This is a genomic window from Halocynthiibacter sp. SDUM655004, assembly GCF_026015885.1.
Taxonomy (GTDB): Bacteria; Pseudomonadota; Alphaproteobacteria; order Rhodobacterales; family Rhodobacteraceae; genus Falsihalocynthiibacter; species Falsihalocynthiibacter halioticoli.
In genome coordinates this window covers 167,147-190,781 of sequence record NZ_JAPDUG010000002.1, presented here as the reverse complement: position 1 = coordinate 190,781, position 23,635 = coordinate 167,147, and the positions used below count along the sequence as shown (strand labels likewise).

At 54.3% G+C, this 23,635-nt stretch carries 24 protein-coding genes and 2 tRNA genes; 10 read left to right on the top strand and 16 right to left on the bottom strand.

The window, feature by feature from the left end:
* Positions 1-25 precede the first annotated feature (25 nt).
* The 3 genes from N9C89_RS08585 to lptF are packed head-to-tail and all read right to left on the bottom strand — an operon-like array spanning position 26 to position 4,382.
* Positions 26-2,167 carry an LPS-assembly protein LptD gene (locus N9C89_RS08585; protein ID WP_263953471.1) on the bottom strand — a complete coding sequence of 714 codons (2,142 nt, stop codon included), beginning with the start codon at positions 2,165-2,167 and terminating at the stop codon, positions 26-28.
* Positions 2,164-3,261, bottom strand: a complete 1,098-nt coding sequence (gene lptG / locus N9C89_RS08580) for an LPS export ABC transporter permease LptG (RefSeq protein WP_263953470.1) — start codon at positions 3,259-3,261, stop codon at positions 2,164-2,166. The genes N9C89_RS08585 and lptG overlap by 4 nt, the downstream gene beginning before the upstream one ends.
* Positions 3,258-4,382 (bottom strand): LPS export ABC transporter permease LptF, encoded by a 1,125-nt coding sequence (lptF, locus tag N9C89_RS08575; protein ID WP_263953469.1) that lies wholly within the window; start codon positions 4,380-4,382, stop codon positions 3,258-3,260. Before lptF ends, lptG begins: the two co-directional genes overlap by 4 nt.
* Before the next feature lie 128 nt (positions 4,383-4,510).
* Here lptF and N9C89_RS08570 point away from each other — a divergent pair, with 128 nt between their 5' ends.
* Both N9C89_RS08570 and N9C89_RS08565 read left to right on the top strand, forming a co-directional pair.
* On the top strand, positions 4,511-5,977 hold the full coding sequence (locus N9C89_RS08570; RefSeq protein WP_263953468.1) for a leucyl aminopeptidase: 1,467 nt from the start codon (positions 4,511-4,513) through the stop codon (positions 5,975-5,977).
* A gap of 8 nt (positions 5,978-5,985) precedes the next feature.
* Complete coding sequence (locus tag N9C89_RS08565) at positions 5,986-6,447, top strand: DNA polymerase III subunit chi (RefSeq protein WP_263953467.1); 462 nt, start codon at positions 5,986-5,988, stop codon at positions 6,445-6,447.
* Positions 6,448-6,453: 6 nt separating this feature from the next.
* On the opposite strand, the gene N9C89_RS08560 is transcribed toward N9C89_RS08565, so the two are convergent.
* Genes N9C89_RS08560 through N9C89_RS08550 form a run of 3 tightly spaced genes read right to left on the bottom strand, consistent with a single transcriptional unit; the run spans position 6,454 to position 9,552 of the window.
* Positions 6,454-7,029, bottom strand: coding sequence for a TIGR02281 family clan AA aspartic protease (locus N9C89_RS08560; protein WP_263953466.1), 576 nt, complete (start codon positions 7,027-7,029; stop codon positions 6,454-6,456).
* A gap of 34 nt (positions 7,030-7,063) precedes the next feature.
* Positions 7,064-7,702: a MarC family protein gene (locus tag N9C89_RS08555; protein WP_263953465.1), complete on the bottom strand. Its 639-nt coding sequence runs from the start codon at positions 7,700-7,702 to the stop codon at positions 7,064-7,066.
* On the bottom strand, positions 7,699-9,552 hold the full coding sequence (locus N9C89_RS08550; protein ID WP_263953464.1) for an ABC-F family ATP-binding cassette domain-containing protein: 1,854 nt from the start codon (positions 9,550-9,552) through the stop codon (positions 7,699-7,701). Before N9C89_RS08550 ends, N9C89_RS08555 begins: the two co-directional genes overlap by 4 nt.
* A 162-nt stretch (positions 9,553-9,714) precedes the next feature.
* On the opposite strand from N9C89_RS08550, the gene ndk reads away from it, so the two are divergent.
* A complete protein-coding gene (ndk, locus tag N9C89_RS08545) occupies positions 9,715-10,137 on the top strand; it encodes a nucleoside-diphosphate kinase (protein ID WP_263953463.1) in 423 nt (140 codons plus the stop codon).
* 69 nt (positions 10,138-10,206) lie between these two features.
* Here the strand turns inward: ndk and N9C89_RS08540 are convergent, their stop codons facing one another.
* Entirely contained in the window at positions 10,207-10,551 is a 345-nt protein-coding gene (locus tag N9C89_RS08540; protein WP_263953462.1) for a TfoX/Sxy family protein, read from the bottom strand.
* Between the two features lie 78 nt (positions 10,552-10,629).
* On the bottom strand, positions 10,630-10,803 hold the full coding sequence (locus N9C89_RS08535) for a hypothetical protein (protein WP_263953461.1): 174 nt from the start codon (positions 10,801-10,803) through the stop codon (positions 10,630-10,632).
* A gap of 253 nt (positions 10,804-11,056) precedes the next feature.
* Between N9C89_RS08535 and N9C89_RS08530 the strand changes: the two genes are divergently transcribed.
* Positions 11,057-11,470, top strand: a complete 414-nt coding sequence (locus tag N9C89_RS08530; RefSeq protein WP_263953460.1) for a VOC family protein — start codon at positions 11,057-11,059, stop codon at positions 11,468-11,470.
* A gap of 4 nt (positions 11,471-11,474) precedes the next feature.
* On the opposite strand, the gene N9C89_RS08525 is transcribed toward N9C89_RS08530, so the two are convergent.
* Positions 11,475-12,362, bottom strand: coding sequence for a hydrogen peroxide-inducible genes activator (locus N9C89_RS08525; RefSeq protein WP_263953459.1), 888 nt, complete (start codon positions 12,360-12,362; stop codon positions 11,475-11,477).
* Between the two features lie 132 nt (positions 12,363-12,494).
* Between N9C89_RS08525 and katG the strand changes: the two genes are divergently transcribed.
* Positions 12,495-14,669 (top strand): catalase/peroxidase HPI, encoded by a 2,175-nt coding sequence (gene katG, locus N9C89_RS08520; RefSeq protein WP_263953458.1) that lies wholly within the window; start codon positions 12,495-12,497, stop codon positions 14,667-14,669.
* Positions 14,670-15,145: 476 nt separating this feature from the next.
* Here katG and N9C89_RS08515 read toward each other — a convergent pair.
* Both N9C89_RS08515 and N9C89_RS08510 read right to left on the bottom strand, forming a co-directional pair.
* Positions 15,146-15,220, bottom strand: a tRNA-Asn gene (locus tag N9C89_RS08515).
* Positions 15,221-15,291: 71 nt separating this feature from the next.
* Complete coding sequence (locus N9C89_RS08510) at positions 15,292-16,227, bottom strand: MBL fold metallo-hydrolase (protein WP_263953457.1); 936 nt, start codon at positions 16,225-16,227, stop codon at positions 15,292-15,294.
* A 42-nt stretch (positions 16,228-16,269) separates the two neighbouring features.
* Between N9C89_RS08510 and N9C89_RS08505 the strand changes: the two genes are divergently transcribed.
* Positions 16,270-17,598: an ATP-binding protein gene (locus tag N9C89_RS08505; RefSeq protein ID WP_263953456.1), complete on the top strand. Its 1,329-nt coding sequence runs from the start codon at positions 16,270-16,272 to the stop codon at positions 17,596-17,598.
* A gap of 35 nt (positions 17,599-17,633) precedes the next feature.
* On the opposite strand, the gene N9C89_RS08500 is transcribed toward N9C89_RS08505, so the two are convergent.
* A tRNA-Ile gene (locus N9C89_RS08500) sits at positions 17,634-17,710 on the bottom strand.
* A 234-nt stretch (positions 17,711-17,944) separates the two neighbouring features.
* On the opposite strand from N9C89_RS08500, the gene purM reads away from it, so the two are divergent.
* The 3 genes from purM (at position 17,945) to rnd (ending at position 20,815) form a co-directional block, all read left to right on the top strand.
* Positions 17,945-18,991 carry a phosphoribosylformylglycinamidine cyclo-ligase gene (gene purM / locus N9C89_RS08495; protein ID WP_263953455.1) on the top strand — a complete coding sequence of 349 codons (1,047 nt, stop codon included), beginning with the start codon at positions 17,945-17,947 and terminating at the stop codon, positions 18,989-18,991.
* A complete protein-coding gene (purN, locus tag N9C89_RS08490; protein ID WP_263953454.1) occupies positions 18,988-19,581 on the top strand; it encodes a phosphoribosylglycinamide formyltransferase in 594 nt (197 codons plus the stop codon). Before purM ends, purN begins: the two co-directional genes overlap by 4 nt.
* A 76-nt stretch (positions 19,582-19,657) precedes the next feature.
* On the top strand, positions 19,658-20,815 hold the full coding sequence (gene rnd, locus N9C89_RS08485) for a ribonuclease D (RefSeq protein WP_263953453.1): 1,158 nt from the start codon (positions 19,658-19,660) through the stop codon (positions 20,813-20,815).
* Between the two features lie 33 nt (positions 20,816-20,848).
* On the opposite strand, the gene N9C89_RS08480 is transcribed toward rnd, so the two are convergent.
* A complete protein-coding gene (locus N9C89_RS08480) occupies positions 20,849-21,322 on the bottom strand; it encodes a hypothetical protein (RefSeq protein WP_263953452.1) in 474 nt (157 codons plus the stop codon).
* Positions 21,323-21,483: 161 nt separating this feature from the next.
* Between N9C89_RS08480 and N9C89_RS08475 the strand changes: the two genes are divergently transcribed.
* Entirely contained in the window at positions 21,484-21,906 is a 423-nt protein-coding gene (locus N9C89_RS08475; RefSeq protein ID WP_263953451.1) for a SufE family protein, read from the top strand.
* Positions 21,907-21,915: 9 nt separating this feature from the next.
* Here N9C89_RS08475 and N9C89_RS08470 read toward each other — a convergent pair whose 3' ends face one another.
* From N9C89_RS08470 to N9C89_RS08460, 3 genes are all read right to left on the bottom strand, one after another.
* A complete protein-coding gene (locus N9C89_RS08470; RefSeq protein ID WP_263953450.1) occupies positions 21,916-22,560 on the bottom strand; it encodes a DUF1638 domain-containing protein in 645 nt (214 codons plus the stop codon).
* Between the two features lie 26 nt (positions 22,561-22,586).
* Positions 22,587-22,784, bottom strand: a complete 198-nt coding sequence (locus tag N9C89_RS08465) for a hypothetical protein (protein ID WP_263953449.1) — start codon at positions 22,782-22,784, stop codon at positions 22,587-22,589.
* 106 nt (positions 22,785-22,890) lie between these two features.
* Entirely contained in the window at positions 22,891-23,583 is a 693-nt protein-coding gene (locus tag N9C89_RS08460; RefSeq protein WP_263953448.1) for a corrinoid protein, read from the bottom strand.
* Between the last annotated feature and the right edge of the window lie 52 nt (positions 23,584-23,635).

Here is a 23,635-nt window from a genome sequence, read left to right as displayed (position 1 = left end):
TCCTGCTGCGATGGCAGCATATTCGTTACACACGGCAGCGATTGCTGCGGATTTTGCGACTACTGTTATTGTCTCCAAAGCCAAGAAGCGCAAGAGAGAAGCCAAAACGTGTCGTGGGATCAACCTCATCATTGAAGGTGAAGCGTCGAGATATTGAAAGATCAACTTCGATACACTCGTTGGTGTAGGTCAAGCTAAGTCCGGCCCGCGCTGGAGATTGGGCCTCGAAGTCATACCGCCAGTCAGTCACAGCTTTCCAGTTGTCATTCACCCTGTAATCGGCAAGGAAGTTCCATTCAGAAACATTCGTATCTCGGTCGATCGCGGGTTCCGGGCGCAGCCAGATATAGCCTGTGGCAAGGCGAAGCGGACCTTTGTCGTATTCGATGAGTGTTTCACTTTGTGTAAAGCGGAAGCCGTCATTGATCAGATTTCGTGACGAGAATGAAAGGTCATTTGGAAGGCTGAGTTCGAGTGCAGCAAGCCAGTCAGAACGTATTCCGTCAAGTCCGGAACCTTCGTTGAAAAGGCCGGTGTCTTCCTGCCAAAGCACACGTCCAACCGTCGCTCCAAAGTTCCAACCACTAGCGGTAATTTGCCGATACTTCAGGCCAATGTTTGCACGGAGGCCGGTTTCGCGACGGTCCACACCGGGGAATCGGGAAAGGGAGAAGAGATTTGCTTCGTCCAGTTGGGCTTCGGTGCTGTCTTCGTTCGGCGGCTCTTCACCGGAAGACGCGGTATAGAGCAGTTGCGCGACCGGTTCGAGCAGGTGGCTCGTGCCGCGTGACGTGAACCTCTGCATTGGCAACCGAAACTCGCCGCCGATTGTTGCGTTTGATCGGGAAAGGTTTGGCGGGTAGTTGCTGTCATTGTCGATGCCGTAAAAGTCAAAGGAGGCGTCTGCAACAGCGGTTCCCAATATCCCGCCAAACAACACATCGCTGCGTTGCCAATTGCCTTCAAACGATGTGCGTGCAACGTCTCGCCCTACAACGTTCGCATTAGATTTGCGTTCGTGGGCATGTAGCGTGAATTTAGCATAGGCTTGCCCGCCAACCCCGCTCGGCGCGAACCGGCGTTCATAAATGGCATCTGCGGATAGGTTGGGTTGTGTGTCGTTGTCGACGGAATCTCGAAGTGAGTAGGTGTCGACGATGGTTCCTTCGACATAGTTGTTACGTTTGACGCGACTTAACTTGGCGTCATTCACGAGAATATCGCGGTTAGAAAAATCATAAGACAACAAATACGCGCGGTCAGAAACCAGCTGAATACCGAGAGCCAGCTTATAGTCGTTCGGTAGTTTGAAATCACCATCTGCAAACAAATACGCCCGCGTTTCTCCAGGGCGGAGGGTATCTCTCGAGACGGCGCCCTCTGCGGTAATAAACCCATCTCGCAGCGCCTGACGATAGCGGACAGCCAATGTCGTGGTTTCTGTTGCGATGATCGGTGTGAGCGTCACGTCGCGACTGTCGCCAAGGGTAATGAAGTAAGGGGTGGCAATACCAATTCCGAGGTTTGAGTCCGAAATCGCACGAGGTACGAGGAAACCGTTGTAGCGCTCTACCGACGGATCAGGCATCCGAAGGTTGGGGATATACGCGAGGGGAACCCCCATGAAACGGAATTGCGCGCGCTCGAAATATATCTGTTTTTCGATATTGTCGTGCGTTACGCGGTCCGCGCGGATTTCCCAAAGCGGGGTCGGGTTCCCCAAGCAAGTCTGGCAAGACGAGGCAACAGATTTATAGAGTTGGGTATATCGACCGTTTACACGCTGGATCTGCTCGGAGGCAATTTGAACACGTGAGTTCAATACCAAGCGAGCACCAGTCAGAATTCCGTTTTCAAAAGCGGAATCAAGTTCGCCTGCTTCTGCAAGAATCCGGATGTTTGTGCCGTCTGATAGCCGGATCGGGCCGGTTATCGAAAGTTTATCGGATTTGGGGGAATAGGTAATCTTGTCGGCTGTTAGTTTACGACCTTGGAAAACGACTTCGATATTGCCATCGGCAACCAGAGAGCCATCTTCGTCCACAGTAAGTGAATCAGCAACAAGCGACGCCGCTGCATCGTTGCTGCCTGACGCACCCGAACTTTGGGCAAGCGCAGCAGCCCCCCATACAAAGAGTGCCGCGAAAATTGTCGCAAACTTGGTCATCCATCCTCCATGTGCAACAAGATGGCGACCGCGATGCTGATCGCGACGACTGGTGGGCTCCAAGTTGCAAGCAATACCGGTACCTGACCGTTCTCTCCGAAAATCTGAACGAAATCACGGATAAAAAACAGACTGAACCCAAGCAGGATTGAAAATAGAACCATGGTTCCTGTTCGACCAAAACGCGTATGCCGCATTGTGAAACCGGCACCGATCAAAACCATAGCCACAAACATAATCGGCATCGCAAGTTCGCGGTTCAGCCAGACGCGGTGCTTTAGCGCAGAAAACCCTGCGCGCTCCAGCGTGTCGATGAAGGCCGGCAACTCCCAGATCGAAATTGCGTTCGGAGTACCAAAACTATCGCGGATTTGGTCTCGTGTAAGGTCGGTTTGCAAATCCATCCGTTCCAACAATTCCGCGTCACGTTCTGGGTTGTTGGTGCCTTGTAGGGGCCACTTCTTAATGCCGTAAAGCTCCCAGTAACCGTCCATCAACTTGGCATGAGCCGCTTCGATCCGAACAACAGGGTCGCCGTCGTCGTCAAAATTGATGAAAGTAGTATTCCAGAGCTCTGTTCCGTCAAGATTGGCTTCCGACGCTCTCACCACGGATTGTTGAGTCTCCGAGACCTGCCGAAGCCACAAGCCCTCTGAACTTACGGACATTGTATTTTGTTGCGTTTGGCGATGCGATTGCGCGACCTTTTCGTACTGCTGCTTTGTTGTCGCTACAATTGGGTTATAGGCCGCAACGCTCACAACGCCGATAAAAAGCGCGACGATCACAGGAGAGGCGAGGCTTCGGATTGCGGAGCGACCGGATGCGCGGATCACCACAAGTTCGCTGCTGCGTGCCAACCCGAGGAAAAGCGCAAGGGTCGCAAGGATCATCACCAGCGGCAGAATGGCATACATCGCCTCGGGGGTTTTCAGGAGTGCGAGATGCAATATTTCGGCGATCGAAACGCCTGTCCCGGAGAACTGGCGTACCTGTTCAACAATATCAAGTAGGAACGCAATGCCATAGAAACCGGCAAACACACCCAGAAAAATCTTTAAGAATTTACGCCCGATATAAAGATAAAGCGTCATGCCATTCGCCTTTTCACGCGCTTTACCACATTCGGGTTGGCCGCGATCCACAAATTCAAGAGAGCCAGTAATAGCCCGACAACGACGGTAAGATAAGCCGCCGGCCAATGCGCTGTGGATTGCTGGGCCAAGTCAACTGTCGCTGTCTCGACAACTTTGGTGATGATCAAAAGCGTGATCGCAAGAACAATCTGCGGCCAAAGCCCGAAGCGGCTGTAGTTACCAAGTAGGAGACAGGAGAAGGCTAACAGCACTGTCGAAATTGCAGAGAGCGGCTGAACAATCCGCTGGTGCCCTTGGTATAGCATGCGCGTTGCTTTGCTTCTGGTTTCCTTCTCAAGCTTGGGCGTTGGGTTCAAAAGCTCAAGCGTAGAGAGTTCTTGGATGCGGCGCGTGGAGCGGCGTGGTGAACCGGTAAGATCGGAGATATCAAACACCAGATCGTCAAACCGGGTGGTAAACAAACGCTGGGCTTCGGCGCGCAAGCTCTGGGCTATCCCATCAAACATAAGAAGTTTTGGCCCTTCTTCGTCGTCGACAATCAAGGCCCGTTTAGCCGAATAGGATGTACGGACACCAGGTGAACGAGCGTCTGACAAGAACACATCCGAAAGCGCGCCCTCCGGTGAAATATTGCGGATATAAAGCGTTACGCCCTTGGTTGGATGCAGAAAGGTGCCATCAACAAGGATTTTCGCCGTCACGTTTTGCGCCATATCTGCGCGGCGATCATCAAGTTGGCCATGGGCAATCGGAACAAGAAAATTGGCGAGAACCCCCATCATCAATGCGACGATAGCGCCAAAAACAAAAACGGGCCGCGCCATGCGATATGGGCTATAGCCAGAAGATTGCACCACGACCAACTCGCTTTCCGAACTTAGGCGGTTGATCGCATAGAGCGTTCCGACAAATGCCGAGAACGGCAAGACCAGAAGAATCACGCGCGGCAGGGTAAGAGCGGTAAATTCTAGGAACACGCCCGCGGAGGAGCCGCTCGCGATAAGTTGGTCAAACAGCGATACGGCGCGGTTTACCCAGTATACAAGGACGAGTACCAACGAGAAAAACCCAAAAAACACAAGCAGTTGGGTCAGAACATATCTGTCGAATCTCGCCACACTCGCTCCAATGGACAAATCAATAATCCAACGAAAGGTATCGGATTCTTATCGGCGGGAAAACTGCTATCTGGTGTTGGTCGGAACAAGAAGCTACCAATGAGCAACAACTGCATCAGGAGTAATATATGACAACGCCCGTTTCCCTCTTTTTTGACGAAACCAATCTTGATGAAATCGCCGAATTTCCGGGGCGTGTTGTCGTATTTCTGGAACCGCAAGGGCGGATGGATCGCTCGGTTCGCAGACTCAACCGCCTGACCAAAGGGGCGCTGGGCCGTCTGCAGGAAAGCGAACGTTTCGAAAAGCTCAAAGAGGGCGAGGGGCTCGAAATGTCTTTCCCGACGGGGCTGAAAGCAGAGGCGGTGCACGTCATTCGCCTTCCTCGTCGCCCAAGTGTGGACGCCGCACGTAAAGCAGGCGCCTTAATCGGCAAATCGCTTGGTGAAGCGGGCGCGCTTGTCTGTGCAGGCAATATTGGCAAGGCCGCAGAGATTTCACTGGGCATTGCGCTGCGTGCCTATACATTCGATGCGCATAAAACTGGCGACGGTAAAGATTTGGGTGAGGTACGGTTCCATGTGGCTAAGCCCGAAGAAGTGGCCGCGAAAGCGGCACCGATGGCGGCTGTTGCGGAAGGTGTGTTCTTCACCCGTGATTTGGTGAACGAGCCCTCCAACGTTCTTACGACGGATGATTTTGCCGCGCGTCTTGCAGCGATGCAGGAACTCGGCCTTGAGGTTGAAATCCTTGAGGAAGCAGAGCTTGAGAAACTTGGCATGGGCGCGCTTCTTGCTGTTGGTCAAGGCAGCGAAAGCCCCTCCAAGGTTGTGGTCATGAAATGGAATGGCGGTGGTGATGAAGCTCCGCTCGCACTTGTCGGCAAGGGTGTTGTCTTTGATACGGGTGGCATTTCGATCAAACCGTCCGCTGGCATGGAAGATATGACCATGGACATGGGCGGCGCGGGGGTTGTTTCCGGTGTTATGCGCACGCTCGCCCTGCGCAAAGCAAAGGCGAATGTTGTTGGCCTCGTTGGTATTGTCGAGAATATGCCGGACGGCAAAGCGATGCGTCCGGGGGATATCATTACCTCCATGAAGGGCGATACGATTGAAGTCCTCAATACCGACGCCGAGGGGCGGCTCGTGCTGTGCGATGTGCTCTGGTATGCGCAGGAAACATTCAAACCTTCCGCGATCGTAGATCTTGCGACGCTCACTGGCGCGATCATCATCGGGCTTGGACATGACAACGCGGGTGTGTTCTCCAACGACGATAAATTCTGCGATAATTTCCTGAAGGCTGCGAAGCTTGAAGGTGAGGGCGCTTGGCGGATGCCGCTTGGGTCGAGCTATGACAAGCTCCTGAAGTCGCGTAAGGCAGATTTGAAAAATATCGGCGGACGTGCGGCGGGATCGATCACGGCGGCGCAATTCCTGCAACGGTTCATCAAGGACGAAACGCCCTGGATTCACCTCGATATTGCCGGTGTTGCTCAGGTATCTGGCGAGTCGGCCTTTGCGCCAGCGGGGGCAACGGGCTGGGGCGTTATGGCGCTTGACCGTCTGGTTCGCGACCGCTTCGAGACATAGGCGCGAAAATGGGGGAGGTTTATTTCTACCACGTTACACAGAAACCATTGGTTTCAACGCTTTACACCCTGCTTGAAAAATCGCTTCAAGCGGGGTGGCGCGTTGCTGTGCGTGGTCAAGACCCGCAATACCTTTCCCATCTCGATACGGCACTTTGGAGCGAGCGGAACGACGGATTTCTGCCCCACGGAGTCGTGGGCGGTGATCATGATGCCGATCAGCCGATACTCCTAACGTTTAAAGCAGAGAGCGAAAACGGTGCCACCAGTGTCATTGCCGTTGATGGCGCCGAAGTAACCAAGCAAGACGCCGAAGCGATGCAGCGGGTTAGTATCCTGTTTGATGGCAACAAGCCCGAAGATGTGGACCGTGCGCGCGCGCAGTGGAAATCCCTGACGGGCGAGGGTGTTAAGGCTGTTTATTGGTCCGAAGAAACGGGCTCTTGGGCGAAAAAGGCCGAGAGCAAATAATCGCAACTAGGGCGACAGGATCATGCGGTTTCCTGCGATCTCAATGCGCGAAAACCCTTCAAGATATTCCATTCCCAGAAGCGAAATCGAAAGCGCGCCTTCGTTGACAAACGCGCGGATATCACGGGCTTCGTGAGTTTCGAGTTGAACACTGTCAAGGCGGATGCGTGCGGTCTTGACGGAACCATTAGCGGTTTGAGCGCTGCCTAGGAAATGCAAATCCTCGCGCGCAAACCCGAGCTTCTCTGCATCTTGAAGTGTGAGCACAATATCGGTTGCGCCCGTGTCTACGAGAAAATCTATTGGCATGCCATTGACTTCGGCTGTGGCATAGAAATGCCCGTCTGACTGCCGTGTAAGCGTGACCGTCTCGCCATCAGTTGAGATTTGGGTTTTGTGGTCATCACGGATCTCTTGAAACAGGCCAATGCCCGCCACCACGCCAACGAATATCAGTAGCCAGACAATAGCTTGCTGCATGGTTTTGCTCATGCTCTGGCGGTTTCCCGCGATGAACCAGCTCAGCACAGCTCCCCCGAGAATTATTAGGTAAATCAGGCGTGGAAGATCATCGCTGGACATAGGGCGCTCCAGTCATGTGGTCATAAAACCGTTTCTAGAAAACACTGTGGGTGTAGTTGGTAAACCCGTCGAGGATAAACTGAATAGCCAATGCAGCCAGCAACATCCCAAGTAGGCGGCTGAGAACATTGATGCCAGTTGGGCCAAGCGCGCGTTCAATCGGTACAGATGCCAGAAACATCAGCATGGCACAGAGGATGACCGAGATCATTACCGCATGAACGGCAATAACGCCCATGGCTGTCTCTGCTTGCCCCACCAAAAGGATCATCGTCGCGATCGATCCCGGACCAGCGAGCAACGGGGTCGCCAATGGGAAAATCGAGGGGTCGTCGTCATCTTCGTCGGCCGTGGCCTCAGCGGCTTGATCGCCGCGCCGTTTGGCGCGCTTGTCAAACAGCATTTCGAGAGCCGTTAGGAACAAAAGGACACCCCCCGCAATGCGGAACGCAGGCATGGAAATGCCGACAAATCCAAGCACGGCTTCGCCAAAGAGCCCGAACAGGGTCAGAATTCCGACAGCAGTTACGCAAGCGCGGATCGCGATTTTGCGGCGTTTCTCAACGCGCATGCCACGGGTCATTGTCATGTAGAGCGGAGCGAGCCCGATAGGGTCGATCACCACAAACAGCATGACAAATGCCGTAATTAGAGAACTAATTTCGAGGCTCAACTCTCTGCCTTCTCCAGTTTTTCCAGCGCGCGCATCCACATGGATTCGGCGCGGTCCATTGCGTCACGTACTTCGCCGTATTTCTTTTGCCAGACCTCGGCTTCTCCGGCTTTGCCATCTTCGTAAAGCTCGGGGTCCGCGAGTTTCTTGGCAAGACGGTCGCTCATGTCGTTGAGCTTTGCAACCCGTTCTTCGCAGGTGCGCACCTCGGCGCGTAGCGCCTTGAGTTGGTCACCCGTAGCGCGTTTGGGTTTGTTAGCCGCCTTGGCCGCGCGGGCCTTTTTCGGAGTGTCGCTTGTTAAAAGCAGCTTGCGATAGGATTCCAAGTCCTCGTCATAAGGGCGCACCGTGCCGTCTTTGACAAGCCATAGACGGTCCGCGACCATCGAAAGAAGGTGCATATCGTGCGACACAAGGATGACCGCGCCTGAATATTCGGTCAGTGCCTCGACCAGCGCCTCGCGGCTCTCGATGTCGAGGTGGTTTGTTGGCTCGTCGAGGATCAGGAGATGCGGCGCGTCAATCGTGGCGAGAAGAAGCGAGAGCCGCGCCTTTTGCCCGCCAGAGAGCCGCCCAACAAGCGTATCGGCCTGATCCGCGCCAAGCCCGAAACCGGCCAGCCGCGCACGGTGGCGCGCCGGAAGTTCAGATGGGCGTACGCGGCGCAGGTGGTCAATCGGCGTTTCGTCGATATGCAGCTCATCAACCTGATGCTGCGCAAAATAGCCGATGCGGAGTTTGTTGTGCCGCGTTACACGTCCGCCCATGGCCGGAAGCCGCTCGGACAGCAGCTTTGACAACGTTGATTTGCCTTCGCCGTTTTTGCCCAGCAGTGCAATGCGGTCATCCTGATCAATCCGCAGGTCCATATTCTTGAGGATAACTGTGTCGCCATACCCAACGCTTGCGGATTCAAGATTGATGATCGGTGGTGAAAGCTCCTCAGGGGCAGGAAACGAAAACCGCTTGAGCGCGGATTCCTGCGGCGTGCTGATCGGCTTCATTTTGGCAAGCATCTTCACACGGCTTTGCGCCTGAACGGCTTTGGACGCCTTGGCTTTGAAGCGGTCAACAAAGCTCTGAAGATGCGCGCGGCGGGCTTCTTGCTTTTTGGCTTCGGCGGCGGCAACGGCAAGCTTTGCGGCGCGTTGCTCGGCGAATTTGTCGTAGGGTACCTGATAATAAGTGAGTTTTTTGTCTTCGAGATGCAGAATGGAGCCAACCGCCCGATTGAGCAGCCCGCGGTCGTGCGAGACAATCAGAACTGTATGCGGATACTTCTGAAGATAGCTTTCAAGCCAGAGCGCGCCTTCAAGATCAAGGTAGTTGGTCGGTTCGTCGAGCAGCAGCAAATCTGGCTTGGAAAAGAGAACTGCCGCCAGAGCAACCCGCATCCGCCACCCGCCGGAGAAATCAGAGCAGGGGCGAAGCTGCGCCTCGGCATCAAAACCAAGTCCCTTAAGAATCTGTGCCGCGCGCGCCTCAGCGCTCCATGCATCGATGTCGGACAGGCGAGTCTGAATTTCGGCAATGCGGTTGGGCTCGGTTGCCGTTTCGGCCTCGGCCATAAGGCTCGCGCGCTCGGTGTCGGCGGCCAAAACGGTATTGATCAGCGAGACTTCGTTAGAGGGCACTTCCTGAGAAACGCCGCCCATACGCGCGCCTTTGGGAATGGAGATCTCGCCGCCCTCAAGCGCCAATTCCCCCCAGATCAGCCGAAACAGTGTGGTTTTTCCGGTGCCGTTACGGCCAACAATCCCGACCTTATGTCCATTCGGAATCGTGACCGAAGCGTTTTGCAAAAGCGGGCGGCCATCGACCGAATAGGAGATATCAGAAATTTTCAACATGGGCGGGGTTTGCCCCATTGCGGCGGCGCGGTCAATCGCCGCTTTTCAAGCGCGCAAACCCGTGTTAGCAGGGCGGCGATATTTTTTGCCGTGGTCGCTGATGGTGGGCGCGGCGCTGTGTAACCGCCCAATCTTTGCGGGCATCAATCGAAAGACATCAAAATGGCTATCCAACGCACATTCTCGATCATCAAACCAGACGCAACAAAGCGTAACCTCACTGGTCAAATCATCGCCAAGTTCGAAGAAGCCGGCCTGCGCATCGTTGCAAGCAAGCGCATTCAGCTGACACTTGCACAAGCACAGCAGTTCTATGGCGTACACAAAGAGCGCCCATTCTTTGACGAACTCTGTGAATTCATGATCTCCGAGCCAATCGTTGTTCAGGTTCTCGAGGGTGAAGACGCTATCGCGAAAAACCGCGAAGTTATGGGCGCAACAAACCCAGCAGAAGCCGCAGAAGGCACAATCCGCAAGGAATTCGCTCTGTCCATCGGCGAAAACTCGGTTCACGGTTCCGACGCTCCAGAAACAGCCGCAGAAGAAATCGCATTCTTCTTCTCCGGTCTCGAGCTGGTTGGCTAAGCCATACGGCAAGACTTACGGAAAAGCCCGCGCCAACTGGTGCGGGCTTTTTTGTGCGCGATCGCCGGATTAGTCAGGCGCGCGCACGCCAATTTCGTTAAGGATTTTCTCAATTCCGGCAAGAGGCGCAGGAGCTGTCTCGGCTTTGATCTTGTCAAACCGCTTGCGCAGGTCATCTTTTTCTTTGCCTTTGCAGTCATTCCATGTGCGTCCCATCAACCCCATGACCAGCGCGTAATAGCCGATGAAATGCGGGCGCGTGCCGGACTTGATAAGCATCCGATATGCCTCATCGGGGCCAAGCTCGCGCAGCTGTTCAGCTGAATGGATACCGGCGCGGGCAAATGACGCATTAGAGGCTTCGCCCAAATTGCGGATAGAGGAAACTGGTTCGGATTTGGTTTGGTCAGCCATGTACTCACAATCGGTGAATTCGATGAACCAACCTAGCGCAGGCCACGAAACCTGAAAAGCCTACTTGGAAAGTAATACCTAAATACTGGCCCAATCCGTGATGCACTGGGAGTTGTCTCCCTCGTCGCTTTCTGCATCAGCGCGAATGTCTTGATGATACTCGGAAGGGGGAGTGGAAGCGGATGCGTCGTTTGACGCGGTTGTATCCGGTGGTTCGTTGTCGCTGTTGTTGCGCTCGCTCTCTGGGGCCATGACGCATACTCCTGCATGGTTACTCGTTAATCATCCCCACGAAGGAAGTGTTGCAAAGGATCGCGAAATCTCAAAGGCCGAATTGTGGGTATTTCGTGCCGTTTCGTGCAAATTTTCGTGAAAATCACGCATTGTTTCGGTGTGTTACGGAGAATTGTTGATGCGTGACAGCCCAAGCGCGTCCTAATTTGGCTTTTACCTTCTGCGCTGCTGTGATTGGGTGTGCGTGTATCCGAACTAAAAGGACCGTCTCATGCTGACGCCATTCCACCTTGCCTATAACGTCCGAGATTTGGACGAGACCCGCACCTTTTATGGCGATGTGCTGGGCTGCAAAGAAGGGAGATCAACCGACACTTGGGTCGATTTCTCGTTCTTCGGTCACCAGATCTCCATGCATCTTGGCGAGCCGTTCAAAACAGCGCCGACGGGTAAGGTTGGAGATCACATGGTCCAGATGCCGCATCTTGGCGTGGTGCTTCAGATGGACGATTGGAAGACGATGGCAGAGCGCCTTAGGGCAAACGACGTCGAGTTCGTGATCGAGCCGGTTCTTCGGTTTGAAGGGCAAGAAGGCGAGCAGGCGACCATGTTCTTTTGTGATCCGTCCGGCAATCCGATCGAGATCAAAGGGTTTACAGATCTGGACAAAGTTTTCGCGAGCTAGGCGTTCATTCCATTTCTTGCTCAATTGTCGTGGCGATGGTTTCAAGCTGTGGAGCAAGCGGGTTTGTATGTCGCCAGACCATTCCAATCGTGCGTTTTGGGGCAGGGGATGCAAGGCGAGAGATCGAAACAGGCGAGGCGGCGCCATCAATTGAAACAGCCATTTCGGGAATGAGCGTAACGCCAATCCCCGCGCCGACCATTTGAACCAGCGTAGAGAGAGAGCTGCCCTCCATGATGTCCCGCGCTTTGGTGGGCGCGAGGCCGCAGAAGCTTAACGCCTGATCGCGGAAGCAATGCCCTTCTTCAAGCAGGAGTAATCTCATTTCCCGAAGTTGCGAAACATCGGGCACGGGAGATCCTTCCTCGTTTGCGGGGCGCACCAAAACGAACTCTTCTTCGAACAATGCGCGCTCATGGAGTGTGGGCTCTGAAATCGGCAAGGCAACGATCGCTACATCGAGGCGCCCTTGGTTAAGGTCGTCGATCAGCGAACCTGTCATTGCCTCGCGCAATTGCGGTTCAAGGTCCGGGAAACGGCGGGTTAGATGCGCAATGAAACGTGGGAGATAGTATGGCGCGACTGTTGGAATAACTCCAATACGAATGCGACCGTGAAAGGGCCGCCGCGCCGTACGGGCCGATGCTTCGAGCGCTTCGACCTCTTGCAAGATAGCGCGGGCGCGGGCGGCAATGTCTTCGCCAAAAGGGGTGAGGCGGATATTTTTGGAAGAGCGTTCAACCAACGAAACACCGAGCTGTGCCTCAAGCTCCTTGATCTGGATCGAGAGCGCGGGTTGAGAAATATTACAGACTTCAGCAGCATGCCCGAAATGAAGAAGGCGGGCCAATGCTTCGAAATAGAACAGCTGTTTCATTGAGATTCTTGTCATAAGTTTTTTTAATCGTTCGAATAGGTATTTGCAATTTTTTTAAATTGGTTGCTGCTGCTAGTTTAGCGCCAAATCAAAACGCCCGCAGTGCCCCGATACGGGGAATCGACGGCCAGCAAAGAGGAACAAAACATGACGAAACCTTCGGATACTTCAGGCGGCGGATGCCCTGTCATGCACGGTGCACTCACCGAATCGGGTGATACAGTGATGGCGTGGTGGCCCAAGGCGTTGAACCTCGACATTCTTCATCAGCACGACACCAAGACAAACCCGATGGGCGAAGATTTCGACTATCGTGAAGAAGTGAAGTCTCTGGATTTCGAAGCGGTCAAAGAAGACATGCGTGCGCTTCTGAAGGACAGCCAGGAATGGTGGCCTGCGGACTGGGGGCACTATGGCGGTTTGATGATCCGTTTGGCGTGGCACTCTGCTGGTTCTTATCGTCTGGCCGATGGACGTGGTGGTGCCGGTGGCGGCAACATTCGCTTTGCGCCGTTGAACTCTTGGCCAGATAACGCAAGCCTTGATAAGGCGCGTCGCCTGCTTTGGCCGTTGAAAAAGAAATACGGGAACAAGCTAAGCTGGGCTGATCTGATCGTTCTGTCCGGTACAATCGCTTATGAAGATATGGGCCTTAAAACATTCGGCTTCTCCTTTGGTCGCGAGGATATCTGGCACCCAGAGAAAGACGTGTATTGGGGCGCGGAGAAAGAATGGCTTGCGCCAAGTGACGAGCGTTATGGCGACGTGGGTAAGCCCGATACCATGGAAAACCCGCTCGCTGCTGTTCAGATGGGCCTCATTTACGTGAATCCGGAAGGCGTGAACGGAACGCCTGATCCTCTCAAAACAGCCCAGCATATTCGCGAAACATTTAGCCGTATGGCGATGAACGACGAAGAAACCGCTGCGCTGACTGCGGGTGGTCACACTGTTGGTAAAGCGCACGGCAATGGCGATGCGGAAACGCTCGGTGCAGAGCCGGAAGCCGCTGGCCTTGAAGATCAAGGTATGGGCTGGAGCAACGCCAACCAAAATGGACTGGCGAGCAAGGCTGTAACATCCGGTATCGAAGGCGCATGGACAGCAGAGCCAACCAAGTTCGACATGGGCTTTTTCGAAATGCTGTTCGGCCATGAGTGGGAGTTGCGGAAATCTCCTGCAGGCGCGCAACAGTGGGAGCCGGTGGACATTAAGGAAGAAGACAAGCCGCTTGATGCTTCCGACCCAACAAAGCGCCGCAATCCAATGATGACAGATGCGGATATGGCCATGAAGATGGACCCAGGTTTCAACGCGATTTGTCAGAAATTCATGGCAGATCCGAAGTACTTCGAAGAGACATTCGCGCGCGCATGGTTCAAGCTTACCCACCGCGACATGGGGCCGAACCAGCGCTATATCGGGCCGGATGCACCTAAAGAGGATCTGATCTGGCAGGATCCGGTTCCAGCTGGCAGCACAGGATATGATGTAGAGAAGGCCAAGGAAGCAATTGCAAACTCCGGTCTGTCTCTCACTGAGTTGGTTACAACCGCATGGGACAGCGCGCGCACGTTCCGAGGCTCTGACATGCGTGGTGGTGCCAATGGTGCCCGTATCCGCCTTGCGCCACAGAAAGACTGGGTTGCAAACGAGCCAGAGCAGCTTGCCAAAGTGCTTGCGGTTTACGAAGGCCTGAGCGCAGAAACTGGCGCATCGATTGCCGATTTGATCGTTCTGGGGGGTAACCTTGGCGTTGAGCAGGCTGCCAAAGCGGCAGGCTATGACGTGACTGTTCCATTCGCACCCGGACGTGGCGATGCGAGTGCGGAAATGACCGATGAAGAGTCTTTCGCTCCGCTTGAGCCAAATGCAGATGGGTTTCGCAACTTCACCAAAGCCGAATTCGTTGTGACACCTGAAGAGATGCTGCTTGATCGTGCACAGCTCATGGGGCTAACAGCCAAAGAGATGACAGTTCTTGTCGGCGGCATGCGCGTTATGGGCACCAACTACGGCGGCACAGGGCATGGCGTATTCACAGATAAACCTGGCGCGCTAAGCACCGATTTCTTTGTGAACCTCACCGATATGGCGAACAAGTGGGAGCCAGCGAGCAAATCGACTTATAACATCAACGACCGCGCTACTGGCGAAACCAAGTGGACAGCAACGCGCGTTGATCTTGTGTTCGGCTCGAACTCCGTCCTTCGCGCTTATGCCGAGGTGTATGCCCAAGACGACAATGGCGCGAAATTCGTCAATGACTTTGTTGCCGCATGGACCAAGGTCATGAACGCAGATCGGTATGATCTGGCATAAAGCAATGCCCTAGAGATCTGCCAATCTGCGGATCAAATGAATAAGGCCCCCACGCGCCGCGTTGGGGGCCTTTTTATTAGTGGGGCTGATAAAAAGAGCGCGAAAAGTCTCAGTCGAGCGCTTACGCCTCTACTGCTTCCCACTTTCCAAACTTCTAGAGATTTGATTGCGTGTGATCGCCGTTGCTCAATACGCCCTGAATGAATGCGTTATGAATGGCATAATTGTCAGCAGGCTCTGGGGCTCACGTTTTTAGGAGGGTCCAGTGTTTGCGCCGGAGCAGATGGACTATCCGTCATAATCGATCTGTCCGATGAACCCGCCGCTGAAGGTCACGGCGCGCGCAATGAAGCCCGAATTGACGTATGACGTTTCATCACACTACTGCAGGCTAACCGCAACGCGAGATGCGTTTGCGTCAGTATTGTATAGTGGCGGAAAAGTACCCTCAAACCTTTGAGACTTAAGGGGTTAATTGGCTCCGGCGGTAGGGATCGAACCTACGACCAATTGATTAACAGTCAACTGCTCTACCGCTGAGCTACGCCGGACCATGACGGGCGATATAGCAACTCGGTTTTGCGGCGTCCAGAGGGATTTGACAGAAAAATCAAAAAAACCGCTAACTCTTGGAATTTAGCGAATATTGTCCGCGTGTTCCAAGCGGCCCAGAAACTCTTGCTATATTTTTGTTATTCAAATCAATGAGATGCGCAAGGGTGTTGCGAGAGGCCGCAGGGAGTAGGGCTTTGGGGATATCGGTATAGATTTTGTGAGTGATCGCAGAGAGAGACTGTGGTTCGTCCGTAAGCGCGGCCAGTATCTGCGACTCGCGGTCATTCCGGTGTTCGCTCAGCGCTTGGATCACAGAGTCGGGCTCTGAAACCGCGGGCCCGTGTCCAGGTAGAAGGTACGTTGCGCCGGTACCAAGCAATTTATCAAGTGACTCGCGATATTGGCTCAGATCGCCGTCTGGTGGTGAGATGAGCGTGCTTGCCCATCCCATTATGTGATCGCCAGAAAACAGGAGTTCCCCCCAGCGAAAGCAAAGGTGATTACAAAAATGACCGGGCGTATGGATTGCTGTAAGGGTGTGTGACCCTACTTGTAGGGATTGACCATCGGAGAGGCGTTGATCTGGCGCAAAGTCGATGTCCACGCCTTCGCCGCCTTCAATATCACCTGTCGCCGCGAGCGCGTTCATTTGAGGCGTGCGGCCGTCGGTCGATTTGCCGAACGCATAGATCGGTGCACCGCATGCCAAAGATAGTTGTCGGGCGAGGGGGGAGTGATCAAGATGACTATGAGTAACAAGGATGGCGCTCACCTCGGAGGTGCCGACAGCTTCTAATATTGCTTTGAGGTGATCTGGATTGTCTGGCCCGGGATCGATGATTGCGATGTTGTCCGTGCCGATGAAATAGGTGTTTGTACCCCAATAGGTCATAGGCGAGGGATTAGGCGCAAGGAGAACACGAAGGCCATCGGCAAGGTCCGTGATCTGTCCAGCTTGTGGCGGTTTGGTTAAGACAGCAATATCTTTTGGCGCGGTCGTCATTATGCGGCTTTCCTAATCGCAAGGGCTTGGGTACGGTTTGGCATGTTCTTTGCCTGGCTAAAGAAATTCACGCCGCGCGGTATTTACGCGCGGGCCTCGCTCATTCTGTTGTTGCCAATTGTGGTAATCCAGATTGTGGTGTCGATCATCTTCGTTCAGCGTCTATATGACGACGTTACAGCGCAAATGACAAACAATCTGTCATATGAACTGCGCTATGTCGTCGAAAGGATCAACGAAGCAGAGAGTGAGGCCGAGGCCGTTGGCGTTGCACAGGACTTGTCACAGGAATTCGGACTATCGATCTTGTTCCGAGATGACGAGGAAGCGGCAACGTCGCGCAGTTTTGTCGATTTGTCCGGCCGTTCGATTATCGCGACACTGGAGGAGCAATTTCCAGAGGGCGTCGAGGTCAATCTGTCCCGAAGTTGGCGGCGCGTACTTTTGTGGCTTCCGACCGATCATGGACAAATTCGAGTCGTGTTTCAGCGCTCGCGCGTATCGGCGCGAAATCCACACCAGCTTCTTGTTCTGACACTTTCAACATCAATCCTGCTGGCAATTATATCATTTATTTTCTTGCGCAATCAAATGCGTCCGATCCGGCGTCTTGCGAAGGCATCCTCTGCTTTTGGTAAGGGGCGCGTGGTTCCGTATCGCCCATCCGGAGCGCTAGAAGTCCGCGCTGCGGGGCGGGCGTTTCTCGATATGCGGCACCGTATCGAGCGACATATCGAGCAGCGGACCATGATGCTGTCGGGTGTGTCGCATGATCTTAGAAGTCCGCTGACCCGCTTTAAGCTTGGGCTTTCGATGCTAGAGCAAAGTGATGATGTGAAAGCGCTCGAAGAAGACGTGAACGAGATGGAGCGGTTGCTTGACGCTTTTCTTGAGTTCGCGCGTTCCGATGTTGGCGAAGAAGCTGTGGAATGCGCACTTCTTCCTTTGGTAACGGCCTCGATTGCTGATCTGCGCCGTGGCGGCGGGGATGTGCAGCTTGTCGAGGTCAGAGGCATTGAAGAAACGGATATGTTCATGCTGCGTCCTGTTGGGGTGCGTCGTGCTTTGGATAACCTGCTTATGAACGCGCTGCGCTACGGTGGCGCTGCAGAGGTGAGCATCACAGCCACAGAGCGAACATTGCGGATTTCAGTTGAGGACCCTGGCCCTGGCATACCTAAGGCAGATCGGGAAGAAGCCCTTAAGCCGTTTTCAAGGCTGGTTCCGGCACGAAATCAGAACAGGGGATCAGGCGTCGGGCTTGGCTTGGCGATTGCTGCTGATGTGGCGCGCACCCATGGTGGGGCACTGAAACTCGGGCGCAGCGAACGTTTGGGTGGGTTGCAGGCGGATTTGATCCTGGCTCGGTAGCGTTTTTACGAAAATAATCGGAAAACTGGCGGAAATGGTAGGCCCGGAGGGACTTGAACCCCCAACCAAAGCGTTATGAGCGCTCTGCTCTAACCAATTGAGCTACAGGCCCGCCTGACGGGTTGATTACGCAGCTTCGCTAAGGGCGTCAAGCGGCATTGGCCATGGGCGGGCGTTGTTTTCCAATAGGTCACCAATTCGCACTGGTCATGGTGAACCATCCGTTCGTCGTTGGGGAACAGAATTCTGCATGTCGCGCTAATTTCTGGCTGTCAAACGCGCAATGAAGGTTCCAATTTAACCACCCTTAGGCTAAAGCAGCGCCAACAGCGAGAAAGGTGCTCCGATGACACAAGGAAAAAACGGCCTGACCTATGCAGACGCAGGCGTGGATATTGACGCAGGCAACGCTCTGATCGACCGGATCAAGCCAGCTGCAAAAAAGACCGCGCGATCTGGTGTGATGGCTGGTCTCGGCGGATTTGGGGCGCTCTTTGACCTTAAGGATGCTGGCTATAAAGACCCAATTCTGGTTGCAGCAACCGATGGTGTCGGCACCAAGCTCCGGATTGCGATTGATACGGGCAATGTGGATACAATCGGCATTGATCTTGTCGCAATGTGCGTTAACGATCTTGTGTGTCAGGGCGCGGAGCCACTGTTTTTCCTTGATTATTTCGCCACAGGCAAACTTGAACTGGATCAGGCCACAGCGATCATCAACGGCATTGCCAAAGGCTGCGAACTTTCAGGTGCTGCGCTGATCGGTGGCGAAACCGCCGAGATGCCAGGCATGTACCACGACGGCGATTTTGACCTAGCGGGCTTTGCGGTTGGCGCGATGGAACGCGGCGCTGATTTGCCTGCAGACGTCGCCGAAGGCGATGTGCTGCTTGGTCTGGCCAGCGATGGTGTGCATTCCAACGGGTATTCTCTGGTACGAAAAATTGTTGAGGTTTCGGGCCTTGGCTGGGACGCCGACTCGCCCTTTGGAGAGGGTTTGCTTGGCGCGGCACTTCTGGCGCCGACACGCCTCTATGTAAAACAAACGCTCGCTGCTGTGCGGGCAGGCGGGGTGCATGCCCTTGCCCATATAACAGGTGGCGGCCTCACAGAAAACTTGCCGCGTGTTTTGCCGGAAGGGCTAGGTGCAGATATTGATCTTGGTGCATGGGAGTTGCCGCCCGTCTTTAGCTGGCTCGCTGGTGTCGCCAAAATCGAAGAGGCCGAGCTGCTCAAGACCTTCAACTCTGGTATCGGTATGGTGCTTTCGGTTGACGCAAGCCGCGCCGAGGCAATTGCTGAACTGCTACGCGCGGAGGGTGAAACAGTATTTACCATTGGCCGCGTGACCAAGGGCGAAGGCGTTCGCTATACAGGGTCGCTTCTTTGAGCAAACGCGTTGCAATCCTGATCTCCGGGGGGGGCTCCAACATGGTGTCGCTCTGTGAGGATATGGTGGGCGAGCATCCGGCGCGCCCCTGTTTGGTGCTGTCAAACAACCCTGATGCAGGCGGTCTTGCCAAAGCGGCTGCGCGCGGGATCGACACTGTCGCGATTGATCACCGTCCGTTCGGCAAAGACCGCGCGGCGTTTGATGCGGCTGTGACAGACGCCTTGGAGCGCGCAGAGCCAGATGTGATTTGCCTCGCAGGGTTCATGCGTATCCTGACACCGGAATTCACGGCGCGTTGGGAAGGGCGGATGCTCAATATCCATCCATCGCTGCTGCCGAAATACAAAGGGTTGAACACCCATGCTCGTGCAATCGAAGCAGGAGATACCGAAGCTGGGTGTTCCGTGCATGAAGTGACCGCGGAGCTTGATGGCGGCCCGATTCTCGGCCAAGCGCGGGTGCCAATCCTTGAAGGAGACACGCACGATGCGCTTGCGGCACGTATCCTTCCTCTTGAACATAAGCTTTATCCGGCGGTGCTTCGTCGGTTTATCAAAGGCGAACGCGAGCTTTTGAACTTGTCCTGACGGGTTCTCTTTCCTTTCTGCAACTCTTTGCCTAAGATCGCAGAAACTGAAAGAACAAGAAAAAGTACAGCGCTATATGATCACCATTACAACGACGGCCGAGTTGGAAGCCTTTTGTCAAAGGGCGGCCACAATGCCCTATGTGACTGTTGATACGGAATTCCTGCGCGAGCGCACCTATTATTCCAAACTTTGCCTTGTGCAATTGGCCGTCAAAGGCGATGCCGAAGAAGACGCAGTTTTGGTCGATCCGCTGGTTGAGGGCCTGTCGCTGGCGCCGCTCTATGAGCTCTTTGCCAACGAAAACGTTGTGAAAGTCTTCCATGCCGCGCGGCAGGATCTCGAAATTTTCTACATAGAGGGTAATGTCCTTCCAAAACCACTGTTTGACACCCAGATTGCCGCGATGGTTTGTGGGTTCGGCGAGCAGGTTGGCTATGAAACGTTGGTCAAGAAAGTGGCCAAAGCCCAGATCGACAAGACTTCGCGCTTTACCGATTGGTCGCGCCGCCCGCTGACTGATGCACAGAAGAATTATGCGCTGGCCGATGTGACGCATCTTCGGGTGATCTATGAGTTTCTTGCCGAAGAACTAAAGAAGTCCAATCGTTCCAAATGGGTAGAAGAAGAAATTCAGGTGCTTATGAGCCCCTCGACCTATATTGTCGAACCAGAGAATGCTTGGAAGCGGGTCAAAACCCGCACCAACAGCGCCAAGTTCATGGGCGTGGTTATGGAGCTTGCAAAGTTCCGTGAAAGCTATGCCCAGAGCCGCAACATCCCGCGCAATCGTGTGTTTAAGGATGATGCATTGCTCGAACTTGCTTCGACCAAACCCAAAACAGGTCAAGACCTTGGCCGTAGTCGTTTGTTGCTACGAGAGGCGCGGCGGGGCGACATTGCAGATGGTATCCTTGCCGCCGTTGAAGCAGGCTTGTCGAAACCGGCTGACAAGTTGCCACGACCGGATCGGTCGCGCGACAAGCTACAGGTCAATCCGGCCTTGGCCGATCTTTTGCGAGTCTTGCTCAAGGCAAAGTGCGAAATTACCGGCGTGGCTCCGAAGCTCATCGCCAATTCCGCAGAGCTTGACCAGATCGCGGCAGGGGAGAGAGATGTTAAATCGCTCTCTGGTTGGCGGGCCGAGGTGTTCGGGCGAGACGCTTTGCGCCTATGCCGTGGCGAAGTTGCTTTGGCGCTTAAAGGCCAGACCGTGGATGTGGTTGACGTCTGACCTCTGGGTCAGACTACTCCGTCGCCGATTTAATTAGCGTTTGCTCTTGGTGCGGCTGTTGTTTGCGCCAACCACGCGGATTTGGCGAATATTCCGAAGCTCTATGCTCGACAGGAAGTAGGCAACCCAAACCTCTCGAGAGACCTCTGTTGAAACGGGCTGTTGCGTCGGTGGTTTCGCAGCACGAAATTCGAGTGTGAGAGTCCCGTTTTCCGGAATGTTATTGGTCGGCGAGATAAGATCGGCGCGATAATACCCTTGGGTTGGTGGCATTCCCATAGCGGCAACGACAACGCCGCCCTGGGTCGGTTCAATCCTCAATTCTCGAACGTCGGCAATCAGGTTTCGCGGATCAGTAACCGTTACATAACCTTCTTCTGGCTCGAGCTGCTGGTCCGAACTATCGCCATCAAACCAGTTTAGCGGATTGTAATTGGAATCCGAAACGCTGCTGCATCCCGCCAGAAAAAGCGCACATGTTGCAAGGGCCAGAGTTTGGTTCTTCATGGCGGGTATTCCTTACGCGACTGAAAACTCATCAATATGTGAAAGGCGTAGCGCACTCTGGGCATTTTGAAAAGGCCGCGAATGGAAAAGCGTCAAACCGCCTCTGGACCTTTGGCGTTCTGACGCCTAACTGTTGGCACGAATTAGCGACGGAGCAGACAATGGCAAGTCAGGCATTTGAGGAAATTGCGGAAACGTTCGAGTTCCTGGACGATTGGGAAGACCGCTATCGGCACGTGATTGAGTTGGGGCAGGAGTTGGATGCGCTTGAGGAAGAATTCCGCGTTCCTGCCACCAAAGTGGACGGTTGTGCGTCGCAAGTGTGGTTGATGCCTGCGGTAAAAGGGCAGGGCGCAGATGCGATTTTCGATTTTCGCGGTGAAAGCGACGCAATGATCGTGCGTGGCCTCGTTGCCGTTTTGCAGGCTCTATATTCTGGCCTGACGGTCCGTGAGGTGCTTGAGGTTGATGCGGGCGCTGAGCTTGGTCGTCTGGGACTTGACGAGCATCTATCTTCGCAGCGTTCAAACGGTGTGCGGTCTATGGTCGAGCGTATCCGTCGAATTGCACAAGAGACGCTTTAGTTTGCAGCGTTAGGCGCGCGATAGCTCGCGTATAAGATCGCCATAGCCCGTAAGCCGCCGTTCAAACGCAAGGCCAAGCCGCTCTGCACAGGCGCGCGCTTTTTCTGTGAGTGCGGGGTCGTCTGTTTGGGCTTGGTACACAAGTTTGGTGTAATTGCCGAAATAGGCATCTCGAAGCTGGGGATGACGATCAAGGCCCATGGGTTTAATGACAAAGGCATCAAACTGCCGAACCAGAAAGTCGGTTAGGTAAAAGGCGGTGATTTCATCGTCGTGGGCAGCGAAAGCATCGACACCCTCATAAAACGCATAGCAATGCGGGCCGCGTACCATCTCGATGCCTTGTTCTGCGCAATAAGCGGCAAGCTGTCCGCCCGTGCCGCAATCTGCATAGACGACAAAGATACTGTTGAAATTTTCGCGCTCTTCGTTGACAACACGGGCCACCTCGGAGGTGATCTTCTCGGGGAACAGATGCAGCTTTGCCGGAAGGCAGCGCAGAGCGAGGTGATCCCATCCATTCAGCTTCTTGAGGGCCAAAATTTCATGTGCAAGCGCGCCGCAGGCGATCAAAAGGGTCGAACCGGACTTCACCGGCGCGATCTCTTGGTCGGTTAGCGTTTGGTCGTTTAACGGTTGATCGCCGGTAGGCATGTGGAGCCCCTTAGAGGGAGTTTGATTTATGTGTCGGTCTGGTCAGCTTCAAGGCGGGCTCTGACAACGCGAACCGCGACATAGGCCAATAGCATCAGAGGGCCGATTAACATGCCAACCCACGGTGCAGAGATGCTTTCGGCAAGAAAACTGCCGATAAATACGGTTCCTGCGGCCGCAGCGAAAACGGCACTCAGTAGAAGAATGAACTTATTGCGCGGCATGGGCACTCCAATCTTTGCGAAACCTGTGGTCTTTCAATGATATATGGAGCGCCGCATCTAATTTTTAGCCCTGAAGGTGCCGAAACAAGGTTGTCTCTGCTTTGCCCTAATGCTGGTTGTGCCGCCGCGCTACGAGTTCCTTGGCCGTTTCCACAGCAACCGCCGCGTCACGACAATATGCATCTGCACCGATCGCTTTGCCGAACTCTTCGTTAAGCGGTGCGCCACCAACGAGTACGATGTAGTCGTTGCGGATGCCTTCCTGAACCATCGTATCAATCACGACCTTCATATAGGGCATGGTGGTGGTAAGCAGGGCGGACATTCCAAGGATATCCGCGTCCTCACGTTTCAGCGCATCAAGGTAGTCTTCAACAGGGTTGTTGATGCCGAGGTCGATGATCTCAAAACCAGCGCCTTCCATCATCATGCCGACGAGGTTTTTGCCGATGTCGTGAATGTCGCCTTTGACTGTACCGATTACCATCTTGCCCATACGTGGCGCCCCGGTTTCGGCCAGCAGCGGTTTCAGGATTGCCATGCCACCCTTCATTGCGCCTGCTGCAAGCAAGACTTCAGGTACAAAGAGAATACCATCGCGGAAGTCGTGTCCCACGATTGTCATCCCAGCAACCAGAGCCTTGGTTAGAATGTCATAAGGAGCCCAGCCACGTTCCAAAAGGATTTCTACGGCTTCTTCGATTTCCTCTTTCATTCCGTCATAGAGATCGTCCTGCATCTGCAGCACGAGTTCATCGTCGGAAAGTTCGCTCAGGATGATGTCTTCGTCGTCAGCCATGGTCTGTCCCTATCAAAAAGGCGCGGGCGCGCGGGGTGGTCCTGTTATTCTT

What these genes read in the sequence shown, in the direction of transcription:
- N9C89_RS08585 (WP_263953471.1), bottom strand. Translation starts at nt 2,167, where the DNA reads ATGACCAAGTTTGCGACAATTTTCGCGGCACTCTTTGTATGGGGGGCT.
- lptG (WP_263953470.1), bottom strand. Translation starts at nt 3,261, where the DNA reads ATGACGCTTTATCTTTATATCGGGCGTAAATTCTTAAAGATTTTTCTG.
- N9C89_RS08570 (WP_263953468.1), top strand. Translation starts at nt 4,511, where the DNA reads ATGACAACGCCCGTTTCCCTCTTTTTTGACGAAACCAATCTTGATGAA.
- N9C89_RS08565 (WP_263953467.1), top strand. Translation starts at nt 5,986, where the DNA reads ATGGGGGAGGTTTATTTCTACCACGTTACACAGAAACCATTGGTTTCA.
- N9C89_RS08560 (WP_263953466.1), bottom strand. Translation starts at nt 7,029, where the DNA reads ATGTCCAGCGATGATCTTCCACGCCTGATTTACCTAATAATTCTCGGG.
- N9C89_RS08550 (WP_263953464.1), bottom strand. Translation starts at nt 9,552, where the DNA reads ATGTTGAAAATTTCTGATATCTCCTATTCGGTCGATGGCCGCCCGCTT.
- ndk (WP_263953463.1), top strand. Translation starts at nt 9,715, where the DNA reads ATGGCTATCCAACGCACATTCTCGATCATCAAACCAGACGCAACAAAG.
- N9C89_RS08540 (WP_263953462.1), bottom strand. Translation starts at nt 10,551, where the DNA reads ATGGCTGACCAAACCAAATCCGAACCAGTTTCCTCTATCCGCAATTTG.
- N9C89_RS08535 (WP_263953461.1), bottom strand. Translation starts at nt 10,803, where the DNA reads ATGGCCCCAGAGAGCGAGCGCAACAACAGCGACAACGAACCACCGGAT.
- N9C89_RS08530 (WP_263953460.1), top strand. Translation starts at nt 11,057, where the DNA reads ATGCTGACGCCATTCCACCTTGCCTATAACGTCCGAGATTTGGACGAG.
- N9C89_RS08525 (WP_263953459.1), bottom strand. Translation starts at nt 12,362, where the DNA reads ATGACAAGAATCTCAATGAAACAGCTGTTCTATTTCGAAGCATTGGCC.
- katG (WP_263953458.1), top strand. Translation starts at nt 12,495, where the DNA reads ATGACGAAACCTTCGGATACTTCAGGCGGCGGATGCCCTGTCATGCAC.
- N9C89_RS08510 (WP_263953457.1), bottom strand. Translation starts at nt 16,227, where the DNA reads ATGACGACCGCGCCAAAAGATATTGCTGTCTTAACCAAACCGCCACAA.
- N9C89_RS08505 (WP_263953456.1), top strand. Translation starts at nt 16,270, where the DNA reads ATGTTCTTTGCCTGGCTAAAGAAATTCACGCCGCGCGGTATTTACGCG.
- purM (WP_263953455.1), top strand. Translation starts at nt 17,945, where the DNA reads ATGACACAAGGAAAAAACGGCCTGACCTATGCAGACGCAGGCGTGGAT.
- rnd (WP_263953453.1), top strand. Translation starts at nt 19,658, where the DNA reads ATGATCACCATTACAACGACGGCCGAGTTGGAAGCCTTTTGTCAAAGG.
- N9C89_RS08480 (WP_263953452.1), bottom strand. Translation starts at nt 21,322, where the DNA reads ATGAAGAACCAAACTCTGGCCCTTGCAACATGTGCGCTTTTTCTGGCG.
- N9C89_RS08475 (WP_263953451.1), top strand. Translation starts at nt 21,484, where the DNA reads ATGGCAAGTCAGGCATTTGAGGAAATTGCGGAAACGTTCGAGTTCCTG.
- N9C89_RS08470 (WP_263953450.1), bottom strand. Translation starts at nt 22,560, where the DNA reads ATGCCTACCGGCGATCAACCGTTAAACGACCAAACGCTAACCGACCAA.
- N9C89_RS08465 (WP_263953449.1), bottom strand. Translation starts at nt 22,784, where the DNA reads ATGCCGCGCAATAAGTTCATTCTTCTACTGAGTGCCGTTTTCGCTGCG.
- N9C89_RS08460 (WP_263953448.1), bottom strand. Translation starts at nt 23,583, where the DNA reads ATGGCTGACGACGAAGACATCATCCTGAGCGAACTTTCCGACGATGAA.